This window comes from Streptomyces sp. GD-15H, assembly GCF_045291515.1.
Classification (GTDB): Bacteria; Actinomycetota; Actinomycetes; order Streptomycetales; family Streptomycetaceae; genus Streptomyces.
Map to the genome: position 1 here is coordinate 1,365,064 of NZ_CP149447.1, position 17,458 is coordinate 1,382,521.

Consider the following 17,458-nt stretch of genomic DNA (forward strand, 5'->3'; position numbering starts at 1 on the left):
CCGCTCGGGAACATCAGCGGCTCGTACGCGCGGTCCTGGCGCGGTACAGCCGGTGAGCGGCGGCGCCGAACGCGCCCGCGACCAGCAGGCCGCCCGCGGCCAGAGCGGGCACGGAGGCGGTGAACCCGCCGCCCGTGCCGACGTGGGCACCGCCCCGCACCCCTCACGGCCCGCCGTCCGCGGCACCGCGCGCGGCCGGACACCATGGGCGGGACGGACACGCTCGAGCGGGTGAAGTGCCGGGCACCCGGCGCGCCCCGGCCCGGCCGGTCGCTCAACGGCTGCCGGCAGTGCCCCTGTCGTGAGGTGCGGGGACACCGTCGGGATCCTGTTCCCACATGCCGGGCAGCACGAGGTCCTCGTAGCGGCCCAGCATGAGCAGTACGCCGAGCATGAGCGGGGGGATGAGCACTGCGAGCACCGCCATTGGCCGGTCCTTTCCCAGGAGGGGCGTAGGGGGCGAGGAATCGGGTCTCCCGCCGCCCCCGGCACAAACCCCCCGTTTGCGCGGGAACCCGGCGGCACCGGCGGCACCGATCCGCCGCCCGAACCCCGTGTCGGCCTCCGCCGGCCGGGTACGCGGTGCAGACCCCGAGCCGTCTGGAGAGAGACATGCAGCGAGGCAGTGACCGGCTGAGCGTTCACCGCGACGAAGAGATGAAGCACGAACTGCAGGGTCTGCTCAGGTCAGGGCACCCCACCCGGACCGAGGAGTGGAACGACCCGGAGCCGTTCGCAGAGGACGACCCCGCGGTCGCGTACGGCCCGGTGACGCCGAACCGTGGGCCGACGTCACTGGAGTCGGTGCGGCTGGAGCTGGCCAGGATCCTGAACCGGGGGTCGTTCCCCGCGGGCCCGCGCGAGCTGATGCGCACCCTGGACCGGCGGCACGCGCCCGACACCCTCGTCGAGGCGCTGGGTCGGCTGCCGCGACAGGCACGCTACGGCAGCGTCCAGGAGCTGGCCGAGGCACTGACGCGGTCCCCGGAGGAGGACAACCCGTAGCCGGCCGATCCGATCCCGCACGCCCCGGGTCCACACGATCGTCGGCCCACTTGAATGAACATGAACGTCTTGTACGAAAGGACGTAGTTCCCCATGCGTATCGCATTCCTCGTCGCGACCGAAGGCGTCGAGCAGGTCGAGCTGACCGAGCCGTGGGAGGCGGCAGTCGGCGCCGGTCACGAACCCGTGCTCGTGTCGACGCGGCCGGGCAGCATCCAGGCGTTCGACCACCTCGACAAGGCGGACACCTTCCCGGTGCAGGAGGTCGTCGGCGACACGTCCGCCGACTCCTTCGGCGGGCTGGTGCTGCCGGGCGGGGTGGCCAACCCGGACTCGCTGCGCACGGACGAGAAGGCCGTCGCGTTCGTTCGGGACTTCTTCGCACAGGGGCGGCCCGTCGCCGCGATCTGTCACGCACCCTGGACCCTCATCGAGGCGGACGTGGTCCGCGGGAGGGAGCTGACCAGTTGGCCGAGCCTGCGGACCGACCTCCGCAACGCCGGCGCCACCTGGGTCGACGAGCAGGTGAAGATCTGCGACCACGGGCCCGCCAAGCTGGTCACCAGTCGCAAGCCGGACGACCTCAAGGCGTTCTGCGAAACGTATCTGGAGGTGTTCGCCGCGGAAGCGGCCTGACAGACCCAGTGGAAGCCGGGGCCCGCATGGAGCGGGTCCCGGCTTCTCACTGGGTCTGGCAGGTGCCCGGGGTCGTGGGTGTCGCCTTGTCCGCGCCGCTCCGCTCCCGGGCCCCTTCGCGGGTGCGGCCCGCCGCCACCGGGCGGCGCGGATTGCGGCGGAGGTACTCGCCCTCCAGCTGCGCCATACGGTCGTTGTGGACCCGCAGTGCGTCGTTGGAGCCGTACAGCAGCGTGTCATGACGCGTGCGGTGGATGTTTTCCAGCTCCTTCATGAGCTGCTGATCGTCCAGGCGGTTCGGCTCGACTCCGGTCATCGTGATGCCCCGCTCGTGGTAGGCGTACCTGCGGTCCGGATACCCGCCCGGGGAGGCCACGGGTCCCGCGTCCCTGCCTCCACTCTACGAACATCCCGGTCCGCGAACATCCCGGCCCCCGGGCCCGCGCCCACGGAGGCGGGCGGCTACCGGGCCCGTTCCACGCGGCGCTCGTCCCACACGGGTTCCGGGGTCTCCCGGACCCTGCCGTCGCTGCCGAAGACCAGGTAGCGGTCGAAGGAGCGGGCGAACCAACGGTCGTGCGTGACGGCCAGTACCGTGCCCGCGAAGGCCTCCAGGCCCTCCTGCAACGCCTCCGCCGACTCCAGGTCCAGGTTGTCCGTCGGCTCGTCGAGCAGCAGCGCCGTGACGCCTTGGAGCTCCAGCAGCAGGATCTGGAACCGGGCCTGCTGGCCGCCGGAGAGCCGCTCGAAGGACTGCTCGGCCTGACCCGTCAGTTCGTAGCGGCGCAGCCGGGACATGGCGGCGCCCCGGTCCTGGGCGTGCTCCTTCCACAGGATGTCCAGGAGCGTGCGGCCCTCCAGCTCGGGGTGCGCGTGGGTCTGCGCGAAGTGTCCGGGGACGACGCGGGCGCCGAGCCGCCAGTCGCCCGTGTGCGTCACGTCATCCCCGGCGAGCAGGCGCAGGAAGTGCGACTTGCCGGAGCCGTTGGAGCCGAGGACGGCGACCCGTTCGCCGTAGAAGACCTCCAGGTCGAACGGTTTCATCAGGCCGGTGAGTTCGAGTCGTTCGCAGGTCACCGCGCGCACTCCGGTACGGCCGCCCTTCAGGCGCATCCTGATGTCCTGCTCGCGCGGCGGCTCCGGCGGCGGTCCGGCCTCCTCGAACTTGCGCAGCCGGGTCTGGGCCGCCTGGTACCGGGACGCCATGGCGGGGCTGACGGAGGCGGCCTGCCGCAGGTTCAGCACCAGCTTCTTCAGCTGGGCGTGCTTCTCGTCCCACCGCCTGCGCAGTTCCTCGAAGCGGGCGAAGCGTTCGCGTCGGGCGTCGTGGTAGGTGGCGAAGCCCCCGCCGTGCACCCAGGCGTCGGCGCCGGTGGGGCCCGGTTCGAGGGAGACGATGCGCTGGGCGGCGCGGGCGAGCAGTTCGCGGTCGTGGGACACGAACAGCACGGTCTTGCGGGTCTGCTCGAGCCGTCCCTCCAGCCAGCGCTTGCCGGGGACGTCGAGGTAGTTGTCGGGCTCGTCGAGGAGCAGGACCTCGTCGGTGCCGCGCAGCAGCGCTTCGAGGACCAGGCGTTTCTGCTCGCCGCCGGAGAGGGTGCGTACCTGGCGCCACTGCGCCTTGTCGTACGGGACGCCGAGCGCGGCCGTCGTGCACATGTCCCACAGCGTCTCGGCCTCGTAGCCGCGTGCCTCGGCCCAGTCCGCGAGGGCCTGCGCGTACCCCAGTTGGGCGGCCTCGTCGGATGGGGGCACCTCCCAGGCCCTTGAGGCACTGGGGGAGGTCAGGAGGGCGTGCTCGGCCTTGTCGACGGCATGGGCCGCTTCGCGGATCCGTGGAGTGGCGACGGAGACGAGGAGGTCGCGCACGGTCGTCTCGTCCCGTACCGAGCCCACGAACTGGCGCATGACGCCGAGACCGCCGGTGACCGTGACGGAGCCGCCGTGCGGCTTCAGTTCGCCGGCGAGGAGGCGCAGGAGGGTCGTCTTGCCCGCTCCGTTGGGTCCCACGAGGGCCATGACGGCCCCTTCGCCCACCCGGAAGGACACCTCGCCCAGGAGCGCCCTTCCGTCGGGGAGGTAGTACTCCAGACACGCGGCTTCGAGATGACCCATGGGACGCGATTGTCCGGGGCGTCGGCGCAGGTGGCAAGCGGTTTTGTCCGTCGGGCGGGCGGAGCGTCCGCCGCACACCGGCTCGCCCGGCATATGAGACACGGGTCTCACGGTGCGGCCGGAGTGCGTACCGTGACGGTCATTGCCGAAGACGGGTACGCCACGACGGACGAGAAGGGACGGGCTCACCATGCCGCCATCGCGGGAGACCGCCGTCTACACCCACGGGCACCACGAGTCGGTGCTGCGGTCGCACACCTGGCGGACCGCCGCCAACTCGGCGGCGTACCTCCTCGGGGTGCTGACTCCCCGTATGCGCATCCTGGACATCGGATGCGGGCCCGGCACCATCACCGCGGACCTGGCCGGGCTCGTCCCCGACGGGCACGTCACCGGTCTCGACCGGGCGCCGGGCATCCTGGAGCAGGCCCGCGCCACGGCGGCCGAGCGCGGTCTGACGAACACCGCCTTCGCGGTGGGCGACGTGCACGCGCTGGACTTTCCGGACGACACGTTCAGTGTGGTGCACGCCCATCAAGTGCTCCAGCACGTGGGGGATCCGGTGCGGGCGCTGCGCGAGATGAAGCGGGTGACCAGGCCCGGCGGGTTCGTCGCCGTCCGTGACGCGGACTACGCGGCGATGACCTGGTACCCCCTGTCCCAGGGCATGGACGACTGGCTGGACCTGTACCGGCGGGTGGCTCGGGCCAACGGCGGCGAACCGGATGCCGCCGGCGGCTGAAGTCCTGGGCTCTGACGGCCGGCTTCACGGACATCACCGCGACCTCGGGCACCTGGACCTACTCGACCGTCGAGGAACGGGCCTGGTGGAGCACCCTGTGGGCGGACCGCACGGTGGCGTCGGGCTACGCCGAGCGTGCCACCGAGCAGGGCCACGCCACCGGCGAAGAACTGCGGACCGTGGCGGCGGCATGGCGGGAGTGGGGCACGCGGGAGGACGGATGGTTCAGCGTGCTGCACGGAGAAATTCTCTGTCGCAAGGAAGCCTGAAACGAGAATTCCGGGCAACCAGAATGGCAGGAGGTTGACATTATGGTTCCCATTCTGCTCGTTCTGCTTCTGGCCTTGGTTCTTTTCGGTGCCGGTTTCGCGGTAAAGGTGCTCTGGTGGATCGCACTGGCGGTTCTCGTCGTGTGGTTGCTGGGATTCTTCATGCGCAGCACATCGGCGAGCGGCGGTAGGGGCCGCTGGTACAAGTGGTGAGATGACAGGTGGCCCGGGGCCGGGAATTTCCCGGCCCCGGGCCACCTGTCATCGGGCGGCCGGGGGCTCAGTCCCGCGGCAGCAGCGGTCCGAGCGGCCCGAGGTCCAGATTCAGGTCCTCGGGCCGCAGTCCGTAGCGGTCACGCAGCTCCGTCATCCGCTCCTCGAGCAGCATCAGGGTGAGGCCTATGCGCTCCTCCTGCTCCTCCGTCAGGTCGCCCTCGTCGAAACGGCGCACCGCCTGGCGCTCCATGAGCTGGCGCAGCAGTTCCACGACGGTGAGCACCAATTTGACCAGGTCGCGCTCGACCGTGTCCGGCTCCAGGTCGAGTCGGTTGCGCCGGCCATGCCCCTCGCGCCGGCTTCCGTGCGGCTCGCCGTGATGGTCGTCGGGGGTGGCCGTCAACTCAACTCCTCGAAGGGCGACGGAACGTTCGCGTTCACCGAGCTGATGAGCGCGTTGAGGTCGATGCGGACCAGGTCGACGTCCGCGATGCGCAGCGTGATGTCGCCGGTGATGACGACGCCGCCGGCCAGGAGCCGGTCGAGCAGGTCCACCAGGGCTATCTCACGGCGCTCGACTACGGTCATACCCCCTCCCCCGCAGCCGATTCGTCCCCGGTGGGTTCATCCCCGGCGGATTCTTCCCCGGCGAATGAATAGGCCGCCCAGGGGCCGGTGAGTTCGACGCGTATCCCGGGCGTCCCGTTCTTCGTCCGTTCCACCTTTTCCACGAATTCCTCGGATTCCGTCCGCGGTACGAGATAGGCCGCATTCAGCACATTGCGTCCCGACGCACCGGAGAGTGTGGGATTCTGCGGGGCGTGCAGCCGGGAATCCTCAGCGCAGCCGGAAAGCGTCTCGTGCAGCCGGGTCGAAAAGGTCTCGGCCTGCTGCCACAGATCGTCGTGCGATTTCGTCGCCATGCGCCGTTGGCGCAGGTAGTCCCGGCCCGACGCGGGCTTCTGCGCGGGCGGTGCGGCGGTGTCCGGCGGCCGTTCCGCCTCGAGGAAGACCTTCACGCCCCACTCCACCCGGCCTTCCAACCGGTCCAGCGTCCGCAGGAAGCCCTCCTCTCGCGCCTCGATCATCGTCCGTACGCCGCTGTCGTCACGGAACACGGTGCCGAGCCGCAGCGGCAGCGGCGTGGTGACGGTGGTGAGCGCGTCGATGACGCCCTGGTGGGCGCGGGCGACCGTGGTCAGCCAGTCGAGGTCCTCCAGATGCGCGCGGAAGGGTTCCTCGGCGAAGTCCGCCTCCGGCACATGGCTGACGACGGCCACCAGGCCGTGGTGGGTCAGCAGCCGGGGCGGATCACCCGCCACACCGGTCAGCTGTGCCTGGAGCGGTGCGCCGAAGGGACGGCAGACGGCGTAAACGTACCGCAGTCCGGTCACGGGGCCTCCTCCTGTGGACGGCCGGTCTTCCGCTGGCCGGTCTCCAGCGGACGGCCCGTCTCCTGCGAACGACCGGTCTCCAGTGGACGGTCGGTCTCCAGTGCGGCCAGCCGCTCACGCAGCTCGGCGTTCTCCCTGGCCAGTTCGGAGCGACGGGCGCGGGAGGACAGCGCCGGGTCGGTCTCCCACCAGTCGATCCCCATCTCCTTCGCCTTGTCGACGGAAGCGACGATGAGCCGCAGCTTGATGGTGAGCAGTTCGATGTCGAGCAGGTTGATGCGGATGTCGCCCGCGATGACGATGCCCTTGTCGAGCACCCGTTCAAGGATGTCGGCGAGGTTGGCGCCGCCGCCCTGGCCATAGGGCTCGGGGAGCCGGCGGGGAGTCGTCATCGGCGGTTCCCGTCCTCGGCGTACTCGGGCTCGTCCTCGGGCTCGTACTCGCCTTCGTCCTCTTCCTCCTCCTCTTCCTCGTAGGCGTCCTCGTCCTCGTCCTCAGCCGGTTCCTCGTCCTCGGCCGGTTCCTCGTCTGCGGCTTCCTCCGTTTCGGCGCCCTCGGCGCCCTCGGCGCCCTCGGCGCCCTCGGCTTCCGGCTCCTCATCCCCGCGCGGCGACTCCTCGGTCTCCTCCTCGGCGACGGCGTCCTCGTGGCTGCGGACGACCTCACCGTCCTGGATCTCGCCGCGCCAGCTGTCCTCGGCCTCACCCTTGAACGTGATGAAGCGGGCGAAGTTCTTCAGGTCGAGTCGGGCCCGGCGGCCCTGGGCGCGCCAGATGTTGCCGGTCTTCTCGAAGAAACCCGTGGGGTAGTACTCGATGATCAGCAGGATCCGGGTGAGGTTGTCGTCGAGGCGGTGGAAGGAGACGACGCCCTTCGTCGTGCCCTTGGCCCCCTCGGAGGACCAGGCGATGCGGTCGTCGGCGACCTGCTGGGTGGTCTGCGCCTTCCAGCTGCGGTTGGACCAAAAAACCTTGACCTGCCAGTCCGAGGTGGTGTCGTCGGACTTGTTGGCGCTCTTGACGCCCTTGGCGAAGGTGCTGAAGTCCTGGTACTGGGTCCACTGGTCGTAGGCCGTGCGCAGCGGGACGCCGACATCGATGTGCTCCAGGATGACGGTGGGTTTCTTGCCCGCGGAGCGCTTGCGCTTGCCCTTGCCCTTGCCGCCGACCAGGCCCTTCAGGGCGCCCATCACATTGTCCTTGGCCCGTGAAGCTCCCAGCTCGATGGCGCTGCGCAGGGGGCCCTTGCCCTCGGCGAGTTTGCGGCCGCCGTCGAGGGCGAGCTTGGCGAAACCCGGACTCTTGCCCTCGGCGATGTCGGTGAGTTTGCCGGTCGTCTCGCCCAGCTTGTGGCCGACACCGGTCAGCAGGCGGGTGGCCTGGGCCGCGAGGTAGTCCTGCAGCTCCGCCTTGAGGCGGTCGGCGGCCTCGCTGTGGGCCACGTCGGCAAGAGGGTTCTTCGTCCCCTCGCGCGCCGCCCCGCGTGCGGCGGAAGCGGCCGATCCGAGTGCCTCGGTCATCACTCACCGCCTCCCTTCGACGCGCGGGTGCCCCGGGACGAGGTCGTCCGCGCGGCCTCGGTCTTCTTGCCGGCCGTCTTCTTCGCCGGAGCGACCTTCCTGGCCGGCGCCTTCTTCGCGGATGCCTTCTTGGCGGCCTCCTTCGACGGAGCCCTCTTCGACGAGGCCTTCTTCGCCGACCGCTCGGGTGCCGGTTCCGGCTCCTCGTCGTCCGGTTCCTCGTCCGTGGCGTCCTCGTTGTCCGTGGCGTCCTCGTCGTCCGTGGCGTCCTCGGCGCCCCTGCCGTCCTCGGTGTCCTTGTCCTTGTCCTTGTCCTTGTCCTTGTCCTCGGCGTCGCGGTCCGGGCGGCCCAAACCGGTCAGCTGGTCGCGCATCTCGGCGGTACGGCCGTGCAGCTTGTCGGCGAGGGAGCCGAGCTGCCGCTCGACGAGTGCCCCGGAGGCCGCCTTGCCGGCACCGCGCAGATCGCCGCGCAACTGATCCCCGAGCTCCTTGAACTGCGGGTTTTTCTGCAGCTGCGTGGACACCATGTCCGTGATCATCCGCGGTCCGAGGTTCAGCTTCTTGCCGGCCACCAGCCCGCCGACGGCGACCGCCGCCTTCAGCTTCCTCGTCCGTCCGAGGAGGTATCCGGCCCCTACCGCGAGGCCGAGTGCTGTTCGATTCATTGTGGTGCCGTCCCATCCCCTGTGGCGCTGGTACGCATCACGGTCTCCAATCGGTCGAGGAGTTCGTCCTCCTGCCGGTCGAACTCCTCCTCGGTGATCTCTCCGGCCTCCAACTGCTCCTCGAGCCGCGCCAGTTCGGCACGGATCGCGGAGGGGTCGTAGTAGATGCGCTCCGCCTCGCGAAGCACCTGTTGGATGACCCAGCCGCTGCCGCGCGCCGGGGCCAGCGGCAGCAGCAGCACTTCCGAGATCAAACCCATGTCGTCACCCCATTCCGGCGCCCGCCCCACCCGCCGTGGCGCCCGCCGGCTCGGCCGGGCCGGGCTCCACGAAGCTGTACGGCGGCAGCGGACCGTTGAGCCGCACCTCCAGGTGCGGCATGTCCTCGCGGACGCGGTCCAGGGCGGCCATGAAGTCCCCGGCCGCGTCGCGCTGCACCAGGAAGGAGACGTTGGCGAGCCAGCCCGTGGACTCGGGACCCACGCTCACGGCGTCGGCCACCGGTTCCAGGGCGCGCTGCACGGCGACGCCGTCCTCGACCTCCTGTGCCCTGACCGCATCGGCGACCATCTCGCCGAGGCGGATCTTGTCGTCGTAACTTCCGCCGCCGGACTGCCGGTTGGCCTCCGCGAGAGCGCGGATCTCCGGATGGCCGGCCATCACGTGGTGGAGTACGGCTTCCTCGTCATGATTGGCCTTGACGTTGTACTCGACCCGGCCGTCCAGCGCCCGCAGGCGCTCCTTGTAGTGCTCGGCACGCTCGGCGAGGACGCCGGTGACGGTGTCGTCGTCGGGGGCGACGCTGCCGAAGCGCATGGGCAGCACACAGCCTGCCGCGCCGACCTCGGCGAGCACGTTCTGGTGGGCGAGCAGTTCCCTGCGTTTGGGGCGCAGGTCCTCGGGGGCGTCGCTGACGACGGCCGCCAGGTCGCCCTCCTTCAGGACGCGCACCGGGCGCGCCGGGTCGCCGACGCCGCTTATGTTCTCGGGGAGGGCGGGGTGCGAACTCGCCGTGATGCCGTAGACGTAGGTGCTCACTCCTGCTCCTCCCTGCGACGCGACGAGGTGCTCTTGCGGGCCCGCGGACGGGACTCGGTCTCACGCTCGGAGCCGTCGCCGCGCGCCTGCTGGAAGGCCTCGGAGATGGTCTCGGCGGCGCCGGACAGCGCCCCCTTGGACTTGCCGCGGGCGCCGGACTCGGTGACCTGGCCGACCACGTCGGGCAGACCCGGGCTCTTGCGGGGCCCGGCCTCCAAGTCGAGCCGGTTGCACGCCTCGGCAAAGCGCAGGTAGGTGTCGACGCTGGCGACGACGACGCGGACGTCGATCTTGAGTATCTCGATGCCGACCAGGGACACCCGCACGAATGCGTCGATGACGAGCCCCCTGTCCAGAACGAGCTCAAGCACGTCGTAGAGGCCGCTGCTGCCGCCTCCGCCGCCGGACTGTTGTGCCGGTACAACTGTCATGCCGACTGTTCCTTCCTTTCTGTGGGTGTGGGAGCGGATCCGGGCGGGCGGCCTACCGGCCGCCGGACCTGCGCGCGTCGGCCCGTCCTCGCTCGTAGCGGCGAACACGCCGGTAACCGATGAGCTGTCCGTCGGGATCGAGCTCCACCTGGTAACTCGCCATCAGGCTCATCGTGTCGGGTACGCGCTCGAGCTCGAGGACCTCGATCTCCAGCGCCCAGCCCTCCTCCGTCTGCTCGAAGGACGACACGGACTCGGCTTCCATACCGGTGAGCTCCGCGAGCTGTCCGCGCGCCTGGCGCAGTACCTCCATCGGGCCCGGCCGCTTGTTCGCTCTGGTGTTTTCCGTGGACTTGCGGGATGCGTAAACATCCTGTGGTTCCTGTGAACTCTTGGAGTTTTCGGTATCTCTTGTGTTCGCCATGGGCACCTCCTTCTCCGTGTGGCCGTAAGTCCGTTCGCCAAACCTCCCGGGGCTCACCCGATTGCCACGGCCGCGCTCCGTGCCTGGTCGTCGGCCTGGACGGTCAGCCCCGCAGCGCGCCCAGCCGCCGGCGGGCCGGCCCAGGGCGCGGCCCCGGCGCGGCAGTCCGGCCCAGGGGTCGGTACGCAGCTGTTCGACGGCGTCGGCGACGGTCCAGCGGCGGGCGTGCAGCTCCGGGTCGTCCAGCTGGTCCCAGGAGAGGGGGGTCGCGACGGGGGCGCCGGGCAGGGCCCGGACGGTGCAGGGCGCGACCGCGGTCTGCGCGTAGGCGTTGCGCTGCACGTCCAGGTAGAGCCGGTCGCCGCGCTCCTTCTTGCGCGCGGCGGTGGTGAGCCGGTCGGGGTGGGCGTCGGCGAGGGTGTCGGCAACCTCGCGGGCGAAGGCGCGCACCTCGTCGAATCCGTGGTCACCGTTCAGCGGCACGATCACATGGAGCCCCCGGGAGCCGGTGGTCATCAGCGCCGAGGGCAGGCTCAGCTCGTCCAGCAGATCCCCCAGCAGCCGCGCCGCCTCCCGTACCGTCTCGAAATCGTCCTGCGAGGGGTCGAGGTCGAAGACCAGCCGGTCCGGATGGTCGAGCCGGTCGGTCCCGTCGATCGGGGCGGCGCGGGACAGCCAGCGGTGGAGGGTGATGCTCGCCTGGTCGACGAGGTACAGCAGGGTCGCCGTGTCGTCGCACACGGTGTGGCACACCGTGCCGCCCTCCTTGGCGACCTCGACGCGGGTGATCCACTCCGGGTAGCTCCCGGGGGTGTTCTTCTGCATGAACGTGGGCCCGTCGAGGCCGTCCGGACGCCGGTCCAGCATCAGCGGGCGGCCCCGCAGGTGCGGCAGCATGAACGGGGCGACCGCCCGGTGGTAGTCGACGAGGTCGCCCTTGGTGTACTCCTCGGCGTCCCCACCGCCGGGGAAGAGCACCTTCCCCGGCCGGTGGATCCGCACGGTGCGGCGGCCGGCCCGTACCGGTCGCACACCGTCGTCGTCGCTCACGGCGCGATCGTCTCCTCCCCCACATCGTTCACGGCACGATCGCCTCCTCCACCAGCAGCCGCCCGGCCGCCGCGATCGACTCGGCGTCGATGCCGGCGGCGTGCAACTGCGCCTCGGGGGAGGCCGACCCCGGCATGCCGCGGACGGCGAGCCGCACCAGGCGCGGGACGGGCCGCCCGTCGGTGAAGGCGTCGAGGACCGCGTCCCCGAGCCCGCCCTCCGGGTGGTGGTCCTCCACCGTCACCAGGCAGCCGGTCTCCTCCGCCGCCCGGCGCAGCGCGTCCCGGTCGACGGGCTTGATCGAGTACAGGTCGATCACCCGTACCGCGATGCCCTCCCCCGCCAGGGCGTCCGCGGCGGCCAGGGCCTCGGGCACCGTGACGCCCGCCGCGAGCAGGGTCAGCCGGTCGTCGGCCGAGGAGCGCAGCACCTTGCTGCCGCCGACGGGGAACTCCTCGTCGGGGCCGTACAGGACAGGGCCCTCGCCTCGCGAGGTGCGCAGGTACCGGACGCCGTCGAGTTCCGCCATGGCGGTGACCAGGCGCGCGGTCTGGTTGGCGTCGCAGGGGTACAGCACGGTCGAGCCGTGCACCGCCCGCATCATCGCCAGGTCCTCGAGGCCCATCTGGCTGGGTCCGTCCTGGCCGATGGCGACGCCGGCGTGCGAGCCGACCAGGTTGATGCCGGAGCCGCTGATCGACGCCATGCGGATGAAGTCGTGGGCGCGGGTGAGGAAGGCGGCGAACGTGGTCGCGTACGGCACCCAGCCGCGTGTCGCCATGCCGACCGCCGCGGCGACCATCTGCTGTTCGGCGATGTAGCACTCGACGTAGCGTTCGGGATGCTCCTTGGCGAAGAACTCCGCGCGTGTGGAGTCGCCGACCTCTCCGTCCAGGGCCACGATGTCGCCGCGCACGGTGCCGAGGGCGGCCAGCGCCTCGCCGTAGGCGTTGCGCGTCGCCACCTCCTCGCCCTTGTCCCACCGGGGCGGTTCGGCCTGCCCGGTGTGTACGGCGTGCGGCGCGCGGGCGTCGGACGGTTCCCGCACCCGGAGGCGCAGGTCGCGCGGACCGCCGAGTTCGGCGATCGCCTCGTCGGCCTCGGGCAGCGGTTTGCCGTGCATGCCCTCGCGGTCCTGGACGGCCGCGACGCCCTTGCCCTTGAGGGTGCGGGCGAGGATCACGGTCGGCTGCCCCTTGGTGGAGGCCGCCTCGCCGTAGGCGCGGTCGACGGCGTCGATGTCGTGGCCGTCCACCTCCACCGTGTGCCAGCCGAAGGCCGCGAAGCGGTGGGCGTAGGCGTCGAGGTCGTGGCCGTGCCGGGTGGGGCCGCGCTGGCCGAGCCGGTTGACGTCCACGACGGCGGTGAGGTTGTCGAGGTTCTCGTACCCGGCGTGCTCGGCGGCCTCCCACATGGAGCCCTCGGCCAGTTCGCTGTCCCCGCACAGCACCCACACCCGGTAGCCGGACCGGTCGAGTCGCTTTCCGGCCAGCGCGATGCCGACGCCGACCGGCAGTCCCTGGCCGAGCGATCCGGTGGCCGTCTCGACCCAGGGCAGCCGCCTGGGCGTGGGGTGCCCTTCGAGACGGCTGCCGAGCTTGCGGAAGGTGAGCAGTTCCTCGTCGTCGATGGCCCCGGCCGCCTTGAAGGCGGCGTACATCAGGGGTGAGGCATGTCCCTTGGAGAGGACGAAACGGTCGTTGCCCGAGTGGTTGGGGCGGTCGAAGTCGTAGCGGAAGTGGCGCGCCAGCAGGACGGCCATCAGGTCGGCCGCGGACATCGAGGACGTGGGGTGCCCGGAGCCCGCGGCGGCTGCCGCGCGGACACTGTCCACTCGCAGCTGCTGTCCGAGCTCGACGAGTTCACCGGTGTTCATGAGTCTCCTTCGGCCGGATCACGGGGATCGGCGGGGTCGGCTGGGTAGTCGGTGCGCTTGACGGGGCCGGGGGCCGGGTGCCCGCCGGCGGGCGGCCGGGGGCCGGGTCGGCCCTTCGCGGGCTCAGCACTCGGCTGGTTCTTCGCCGGCTCGGCGGCCGGCTGCGGTGCGGCGGCCCGGTTCGGCTTCGCCGGCTCGGCGGCCTCGCCGCCGGACCGCTTCCGCTCCGGACCGGTCGGCACCCGGACGAGTTCCGGGGACGCCGTGTCCAGCGGCACCGACCAGGACCGTACGAGCCCCAACTGCACCGCCTGACGCGGCAGTACGGCGTCCAGCAGCCAGTCGGCGGCGACGCGCACCCGGTTGCCGGGCATCGCCGCGAGGTGGTAGCCGCGAGCGACCGCTCCGGCCGCCTGCCCGGACAGATTGACGCCGAGCGGGTTGGCCGCCCCCTTGACTCCACCCAGGTCCACCACGAACCCCAGGTCGCGGTGGCGGTAGGCGCGCGGCTCGCCGTCACCGAAGGAGGCGGCGATGTTGTGCGCGCAGACCTTGCCCTGCCGCCAGGCGTGCTGCGCGGTCATCGGGGTGTACTGGCCGGGCTTCTCCAGATCGGGCACCGCCGCCGCGTCACCGCAGGCGAACACCTCGGGCCGCCCCGGCACCCGCAGTTGCGGATCCACCAGCAACCGCCCGCGTTCCATGGGAAGACCCAGCGAGTCGGCGAGCGGATCGGGCCGTACGCCCACGCACCACACCAGCGTCCGCGTGTCGACGAACTCGCCGTCGGTCAGCAGCACTCCGTCGTGCGTGGCCTCCTTCACGGAGGTCCCCATCCGTACCTCCACGCCCCGTTCGCGCAGCACCCGGTCGGCGGTGGAGGAGAGCCGTTCGTCGAGTTCGGGCAGGACGCGGTCGGCGATGTCCAGCAGCAGCCAGCGCGGTCGCATGCCCGTCCGCATGGGGTGCTTGTGCACCTGCGCGTCGCTGAACAGCTTTCCGTGCGCGGCGACTTCGGTTCCGGTGTACCCGGCGCCGACCACGACGAAGGTGCACCGGGCGGCGCAGTTCGCGGGGTCGTCGGTGGCGGCCGCGAGTTCCACCTGGCGGGTCACGTGGTCGCGCAGATACAGCGCCTCGGGCAGACCACGGAAGCCGTGGGCGTGCTCGGCGACGCCGGGGATCGGCAGCAGTTTGTTGACGCTGCCTGCGGCCAGCACCAGCCGGTCGTAGGCGAGGGTGCCGCCGTCGCCCTCGGGGCCGGTGTAGTGCACGGTCCGCGCATCGAGGTCGATGCCGTCGGCCTCGCCCAGCACCAGCCGTACGTGCGGCAGCGTGCCGGAGAGGGAGACGGTGACCCGGCGCGGTTCCAAAATGCCGGCGGCGACCTGGGGCAGCAGGGGCAGATACAGGAAGTAGTCGGTCGGATTCAGCAAGGTGATCTCGGCGCGCCCCCGGGCGAGCCGGGACAGGGTGCGGGCCGTGCGGTATCCGGCGAAGCCGGCACCGACGATCACGATGCGGGGTCGACTCACGGTTCGCCTCCAGCGCTGTCGTCGCATGGCTCGGGACACTTCCGCGTTTCCCTCGCCGCGGCCGCCAAACGTCCGCCGGGCCACGCCCCCGCGCTGCCGGCTGTTTCGGCCCCCGGAAGCCCGGCATGATCCAAACGACAGGCCCTAGGCTCGTCCCATGGAGATACTGGGTGCCACGCTGCGCGTCTGCGTCGACGACATCGAGACCGCGATCCCCTTCTACGAGCGGCTGGCGGGAGGCAAAGCGCTCCGCTTCGAGCGGGCCGGTGTCCAAGTGGCCGCGGTCGGCTGTTTCCTGCTGATGAGCGGTCCCGCGGCCGAACTGGACGTGCTGCGCAAGGTGGCGGCGACCATCGCGGTGAAGGACGTCGAGGAGGCCGGTCAGGTACTCGCGGAGATGGGAGCGGACATCATCGCGGGTCCGCTCCCCACTCCGGTGGGCCGCAACCTCATCGCACGACACCCGGACGGGGCTGTCTACGAGTACGCGGACCGCCGCGCCACCGTCTGACCCACGCGGTCACGGTGCGGGCCGCATCCGGAAGTCGTACCGCTGAGGCAGCGGCTCCGTGGTGAGCCGCTGCCACATCCGTCCGATCATCTCGTCCCCCTCCCGCAGGTCGGCGACCTCGAAGCCCGCGTCGAACACGGTGCGGGCCTCGTCGCGCAGGCCCTCGGCGAGCAGGAGTGCCGCCTCCATCAGGCGCAGCCGTCCGCCCGCCCGGGTCGCGGGGTCCAGCCGCCGCCACACGGACCGCGCGTCCGCGGTACGCCCCACGGCGAGCAACGCCTCGACCGCCTCCCGCCCGAGTGCGGCGACGACCGGCGGCCACGGCTCGGCGGCACCACCCTCGGCGGCACATGGTGCCTCCTCGGCCGCACTCCACAGGTCGTCGAAGGCCTGCGCGTAGCGGTCGGCGGCCCGCTCGGGGTTGCGGTCCTCCCGGTCGGCCACGGCGAGGCAGCGCAGCGTCGCCCAGCGGCGCTTCGGCCGGGCGTCCCGCAGGCCCCGTTCCCAACTGCGCACCGCCTGTGCCCGGTCGCCGGCGTGCCACTGGGCGATGCCGAGGTGGTATTCGGTGAGGGGGGTGGCGGGGGCCGTCTCGAGCATGTCCCGCCAGTGGGTGGCGACCAGCGTCCCGCCGGGCGGCCGGCTGCCGGGCGGCTCGGAGAGGGAGCCGGCTCGCAGCAGGTGCAGCCAGGGCTCCTGTTCCTCGGTCAGCGTGCTCGCGGCGAACGGTGTACCGGGCAGTTTCCAGCCGGCGCGCAGTACTTCCAGCGCGCCCCAGCCGGAGCCGGTGGCCAGCTTCTCGCCGGGTTCGGCGTCGGCGTACGGGAGCCAGGCCGCGTGGGCGGCGTCGACCTCGGCGCGCGGCAGGACCGCCTCCAGCCGGGTCTCGGCCTCGCGCAGCACGTCGGGCCACCGCCCTGCCCACGGCGGTGCGTCGAGCGGCCCGTACGCCTCCAGCCAGGTCACCTCGCTGCCGGGCTCCAGCCGGACGTGTTCGAGCTGGGTGCGGGCGAGCCCGGCCTGGATCTCGCAGTAGCCGCCGGTGCCCGGCTCGGTGAGCCACTCCTGCCAGCGCCGCCCGCCGGGCCCCCTGCCCCACACGAACAGCTTCCGGCCGCGCAGTTCGTCGGTGGACGTCTGCACCAGCCCGTGGCCGTCGGCGTCCAGGGCGGCGATCCAGCGCCTGCGGTCGTCGGGCACCTCGTAGAAGTAGTCGGCGGCGTAAGTGCTGTTCGGCGGGTACGTGCGGTCGACGCCGTCGTACTCGGGCACCGGCACCCGGCGCAGTCGCCGCTCGTAGCCGATGGGGGTACCTCCCACGCCGTTCAGGCAGTGGGGGAGCCAGGCCTCCTCGGCGGGGGCAAGGACCCTGCGCTCCTCGGGGACGGCGATGTTGGACCACCAGTAGGTCGGCACCGGCCGCTCGTGCGGGTTGCGGACGCGGACGCCGACGTACAGGAAGTCGGAGCCGTCCGGCAGCCACAGGTCGACCTGGAAGGGCAGGTCGCGCAGCCGTTCCCACTCCCACAGGCGCAGCATCTCCCCGCCGTCGGGAGCGGGCACGCGGGCGGCGTGCACGGGTGCGCAGGAGAGGGTGGTGTGGCCGGTGGCGCCGATGTTCCATTCGATGCCGCCGGAGAACCAGGCACCGTTGAGGGCGAAGTTGGCGGGCTGGAACACCGGGTTGCGGTACAGGAGTTCACGGCCCGTCGGTTTGTGGAACAGGGAGGAGATCCGGCCGCCGAGGCCGGGCAGCACGGTGGCCCGCAGCCGGTCGTTCTCGATCACCAGGGTGTCCAGCGGGCGGGGCCGGCGGTGCCGGTCGTAGCCGTCGCGGACCCGTACGGGCAGCAGGCTGTGCAGGGGGGCGTAGCCGATCTGCCGGGCCATGTCGCGCGGCAGGTGCTCCTTGTCGCGGTCCTCGATGCGGTGCGCCTTGTCGAGGGGTCGCAGGGCGGGCAGGGGGTTGTCCGGGCCCAGGTGTGCGGCGGGCAGGGTCGTCGCGTCACGTCGGATCGTCGTCACGGTT

21 protein-coding genes and 2 pseudogenes are annotated in these 17,458 nt (G+C 71.5%); 5 read left to right on the forward strand and 18 right to left on the reverse strand.

Annotated elements, in window-relative coordinates:
* Positions 1-13: 13 nt before the first annotated feature.
* Entirely contained in the window at positions 14-160 is a 147-nt protein-coding gene (locus WJ438_RS06665; RefSeq protein WP_406724376.1) for a hypothetical protein, read from the reverse strand.
* Positions 161-274: 114 nt separating this feature from the next.
* On the reverse strand, positions 275-427 hold the full coding sequence (locus WJ438_RS06670) for a hypothetical protein (RefSeq protein ID WP_406724377.1): 153 nt from the start codon (positions 425-427) through the stop codon (positions 275-277).
* A 185-nt stretch (positions 428-612) separates the two neighbouring features.
* Here WJ438_RS06670 and WJ438_RS06675 point away from each other — a divergent pair, with 185 nt between their 5' ends.
* Both WJ438_RS06675 and WJ438_RS06680 read left to right on the forward strand, forming a co-directional pair.
* Positions 613-1,005 (forward strand): DUF2795 domain-containing protein, encoded by a 393-nt coding sequence (locus WJ438_RS06675; RefSeq protein WP_406724378.1) that lies wholly within the window; start codon positions 613-615, stop codon positions 1,003-1,005.
* A 93-nt stretch (positions 1,006-1,098) separates the two neighbouring features.
* A complete protein-coding gene (locus WJ438_RS06680; protein WP_406724379.1) occupies positions 1,099-1,641 on the forward strand; it encodes a type 1 glutamine amidotransferase domain-containing protein in 543 nt (180 codons plus the stop codon).
* Between the two features lie 46 nt (positions 1,642-1,687).
* Here the strand turns inward: WJ438_RS06680 and WJ438_RS06685 are convergent, their stop codons facing one another.
* Both WJ438_RS06685 and WJ438_RS06690 read right to left on the reverse strand, forming a co-directional pair.
* Entirely contained in the window at positions 1,688-1,957 is a 270-nt protein-coding gene (locus tag WJ438_RS06685; RefSeq protein ID WP_406729614.1) for a DUF6158 family protein, read from the reverse strand.
* A 146-nt stretch (positions 1,958-2,103) separates the two neighbouring features.
* Complete coding sequence (locus tag WJ438_RS06690) at positions 2,104-3,756, reverse strand: ABC-F family ATP-binding cassette domain-containing protein (protein ID WP_406724380.1); 1,653 nt, start codon at positions 3,754-3,756, stop codon at positions 2,104-2,106.
* 190 nt (positions 3,757-3,946) lie between these two features.
* On the opposite strand from WJ438_RS06690, the pseudogene WJ438_RS06695 reads away from it, so the two are divergent.
* Both WJ438_RS06695 and WJ438_RS06700 read left to right on the forward strand, forming a co-directional pair.
* Positions 3,947-4,767 (forward strand): annotated as a pseudogene (locus tag WJ438_RS06695) (class I SAM-dependent methyltransferase).
* A 42-nt stretch (positions 4,768-4,809) separates the two neighbouring features.
* Positions 4,810-4,980, forward strand: a complete 171-nt coding sequence (locus WJ438_RS06700; RefSeq protein WP_279332595.1) for a hydrophobic protein — start codon at positions 4,810-4,812, stop codon at positions 4,978-4,980.
* 67 nt (positions 4,981-5,047) lie between these two features.
* Here WJ438_RS06700 and WJ438_RS06705 read toward each other — a convergent pair whose 3' ends face one another.
* The 13 genes and pseudogenes from WJ438_RS06705 to WJ438_RS06765 form a co-directional block, all read right to left on the reverse strand.
* The gene (locus WJ438_RS06705) at positions 5,048-5,305 is read right to left on the reverse strand and encodes a gas vesicle protein K (RefSeq protein ID WP_109376648.1); all 258 of its coding nucleotides are present in this window, start codon (positions 5,303-5,305) and stop codon (positions 5,048-5,050) included.
* A gap of 77 nt (positions 5,306-5,382) precedes the next feature.
* On the reverse strand, positions 5,383-5,571 hold the full coding sequence (locus tag WJ438_RS06710; protein WP_406724381.1) for a gas vesicle protein: 189 nt from the start codon (positions 5,569-5,571) through the stop codon (positions 5,383-5,385).
* On the reverse strand, positions 5,568-6,377 hold the full coding sequence (locus WJ438_RS06715; protein WP_406724382.1) for a GvpL/GvpF family gas vesicle protein: 810 nt from the start codon (positions 6,375-6,377) through the stop codon (positions 5,568-5,570). Before WJ438_RS06715 ends, WJ438_RS06710 begins: the two co-directional genes overlap by 4 nt.
* Positions 6,374-6,769, reverse strand: a complete 396-nt coding sequence (locus tag WJ438_RS06720; RefSeq protein ID WP_406724383.1) for a gas vesicle protein — start codon at positions 6,767-6,769, stop codon at positions 6,374-6,376. Before WJ438_RS06720 ends, WJ438_RS06715 begins: the two co-directional genes overlap by 4 nt.
* Positions 6,766-7,896, reverse strand: coding sequence for an SRPBCC family protein (locus WJ438_RS06725; RefSeq protein WP_406724384.1), 1,131 nt, complete (start codon positions 7,894-7,896; stop codon positions 6,766-6,768). Before WJ438_RS06725 ends, WJ438_RS06720 begins: the two co-directional genes overlap by 4 nt.
* Complete coding sequence (locus WJ438_RS06730) at positions 7,896-8,564, reverse strand: DNA primase (RefSeq protein ID WP_406724385.1); 669 nt, start codon at positions 8,562-8,564, stop codon at positions 7,896-7,898. Before WJ438_RS06730 ends, WJ438_RS06725 begins: the two co-directional genes overlap by 1 nt.
* Positions 8,561-8,824, reverse strand: a complete 264-nt coding sequence (locus tag WJ438_RS06735; RefSeq protein WP_406724386.1) for a gas vesicle protein GvpG — start codon at positions 8,822-8,824, stop codon at positions 8,561-8,563. Before WJ438_RS06735 ends, WJ438_RS06730 begins: the two co-directional genes overlap by 4 nt.
* A gap of 4 nt (positions 8,825-8,828) precedes the next feature.
* Positions 8,829-9,602: a GvpL/GvpF family gas vesicle protein gene (locus tag WJ438_RS06740; protein ID WP_406724387.1), complete on the reverse strand. Its 774-nt coding sequence runs from the start codon at positions 9,600-9,602 to the stop codon at positions 8,829-8,831.
* Positions 9,599-10,033: a gas vesicle structural protein GvpA gene (locus WJ438_RS06745; protein ID WP_406724388.1), complete on the reverse strand. Its 435-nt coding sequence runs from the start codon at positions 10,031-10,033 to the stop codon at positions 9,599-9,601. The genes WJ438_RS06740 and WJ438_RS06745 overlap by 4 nt, the downstream gene beginning before the upstream one ends.
* 52 nt (positions 10,034-10,085) lie before the next feature.
* Positions 10,086-10,457, reverse strand: a complete 372-nt coding sequence (locus tag WJ438_RS06750; RefSeq protein ID WP_406724389.1) for a gas vesicle protein — start codon at positions 10,455-10,457, stop codon at positions 10,086-10,088.
* 103 nt (positions 10,458-10,560) lie between these two features.
* Positions 10,561-11,507 (reverse strand): annotated as a pseudogene (ligD, locus tag WJ438_RS06755) (non-homologous end-joining DNA ligase).
* 28 nt (positions 11,508-11,535) lie between these two features.
* Positions 11,536-13,383, reverse strand: coding sequence for a transketolase (locus WJ438_RS06760; protein ID WP_406724390.1), 1,848 nt, complete (start codon positions 13,381-13,383; stop codon positions 11,536-11,538).
* The gene (locus WJ438_RS06765) at positions 13,380-14,918 is read right to left on the reverse strand and encodes an FAD-dependent oxidoreductase (RefSeq protein WP_406724391.1); all 1,539 of its coding nucleotides are present in this window, start codon (positions 14,916-14,918) and stop codon (positions 13,380-13,382) included. Before WJ438_RS06765 ends, WJ438_RS06760 begins: the two co-directional genes overlap by 4 nt.
* A gap of 157 nt (positions 14,919-15,075) precedes the next feature.
* Here WJ438_RS06765 and WJ438_RS06770 point away from each other — a divergent pair, with 157 nt between their 5' ends.
* Positions 15,076-15,429, forward strand: a complete 354-nt coding sequence (locus tag WJ438_RS06770) for a VOC family protein (protein ID WP_406724392.1) — start codon at positions 15,076-15,078, stop codon at positions 15,427-15,429.
* A gap of 9 nt (positions 15,430-15,438) precedes the next feature.
* Here the strand turns inward: WJ438_RS06770 and WJ438_RS06775 are convergent, their stop codons facing one another.
* The gene (locus WJ438_RS06775) at positions 15,439-17,454 is read right to left on the reverse strand and encodes a DUF5107 domain-containing protein (protein ID WP_406724393.1); all 2,016 of its coding nucleotides are present in this window, start codon (positions 17,452-17,454) and stop codon (positions 15,439-15,441) included.
* Positions 17,455-17,458 lie beyond the last annotated feature (4 nt).

Excerpts from the sequence above, each read along its gene's own strand:
- WJ438_RS06710 (WP_406724381.1), bottom strand. The coding sequence starts at position 5,571 with ATGACCGTAGTCGAGCGCCGTGAGATAGCCCTGGTGGACCTGCTCGAC.
- WJ438_RS06735 (WP_406724386.1), bottom strand. The coding sequence starts at position 8,824 with ATGGGTTTGATCTCGGAAGTGCTGCTGCTGCCGCTGGCCCCGGCGCGC.
- WJ438_RS06750 (WP_406724389.1), bottom strand. The coding sequence starts at position 10,457 with ATGGCGAACACAAGAGATACCGAAAACTCCAAGAGTTCACAGGAACCA.
- WJ438_RS06730 (WP_406724385.1), bottom strand. The coding sequence starts at position 8,564 with ATGAATCGAACAGCACTCGGCCTCGCGGTAGGGGCCGGATACCTCCTC.
- WJ438_RS06685 (WP_406729614.1), bottom strand. The coding sequence starts at position 1,957 with ATGACCGGAGTCGAGCCGAACCGCCTGGACGATCAGCAGCTCATGAAG.
- WJ438_RS06675 (WP_406724378.1), top strand. The coding sequence starts at position 613 with ATGCAGCGAGGCAGTGACCGGCTGAGCGTTCACCGCGACGAAGAGATG.
- WJ438_RS06720 (WP_406724383.1), bottom strand. The coding sequence starts at position 6,769 with ATGACGACTCCCCGCCGGCTCCCCGAGCCCTATGGCCAGGGCGGCGGC.
- WJ438_RS06670 (WP_406724377.1), bottom strand. The coding sequence starts at position 427 with ATGGCGGTGCTCGCAGTGCTCATCCCCCCGCTCATGCTCGGCGTACTG.
- WJ438_RS06770 (WP_406724392.1), top strand. The coding sequence starts at position 15,076 with ATGGAGATACTGGGTGCCACGCTGCGCGTCTGCGTCGACGACATCGAG.
- WJ438_RS06690 (WP_406724380.1), bottom strand. The coding sequence starts at position 3,756 with ATGGGTCATCTCGAAGCCGCGTGTCTGGAGTACTACCTCCCCGACGGA.
- WJ438_RS06760 (WP_406724390.1), bottom strand. The coding sequence starts at position 13,383 with ATGAACACCGGTGAACTCGTCGAGCTCGGACAGCAGCTGCGAGTGGAC.
- WJ438_RS06700 (WP_279332595.1), top strand. The coding sequence starts at position 4,810 with ATGGTTCCCATTCTGCTCGTTCTGCTTCTGGCCTTGGTTCTTTTCGGT.
- WJ438_RS06745 (WP_406724388.1), bottom strand. The coding sequence starts at position 10,033 with ATGACAGTTGTACCGGCACAACAGTCCGGCGGCGGAGGCGGCAGCAGC.
- WJ438_RS06680 (WP_406724379.1), top strand. The coding sequence starts at position 1,099 with ATGCGTATCGCATTCCTCGTCGCGACCGAAGGCGTCGAGCAGGTCGAG.
- WJ438_RS06725 (WP_406724384.1), bottom strand. The coding sequence starts at position 7,896 with ATGACCGAGGCACTCGGATCGGCCGCTTCCGCCGCACGCGGGGCGGCG.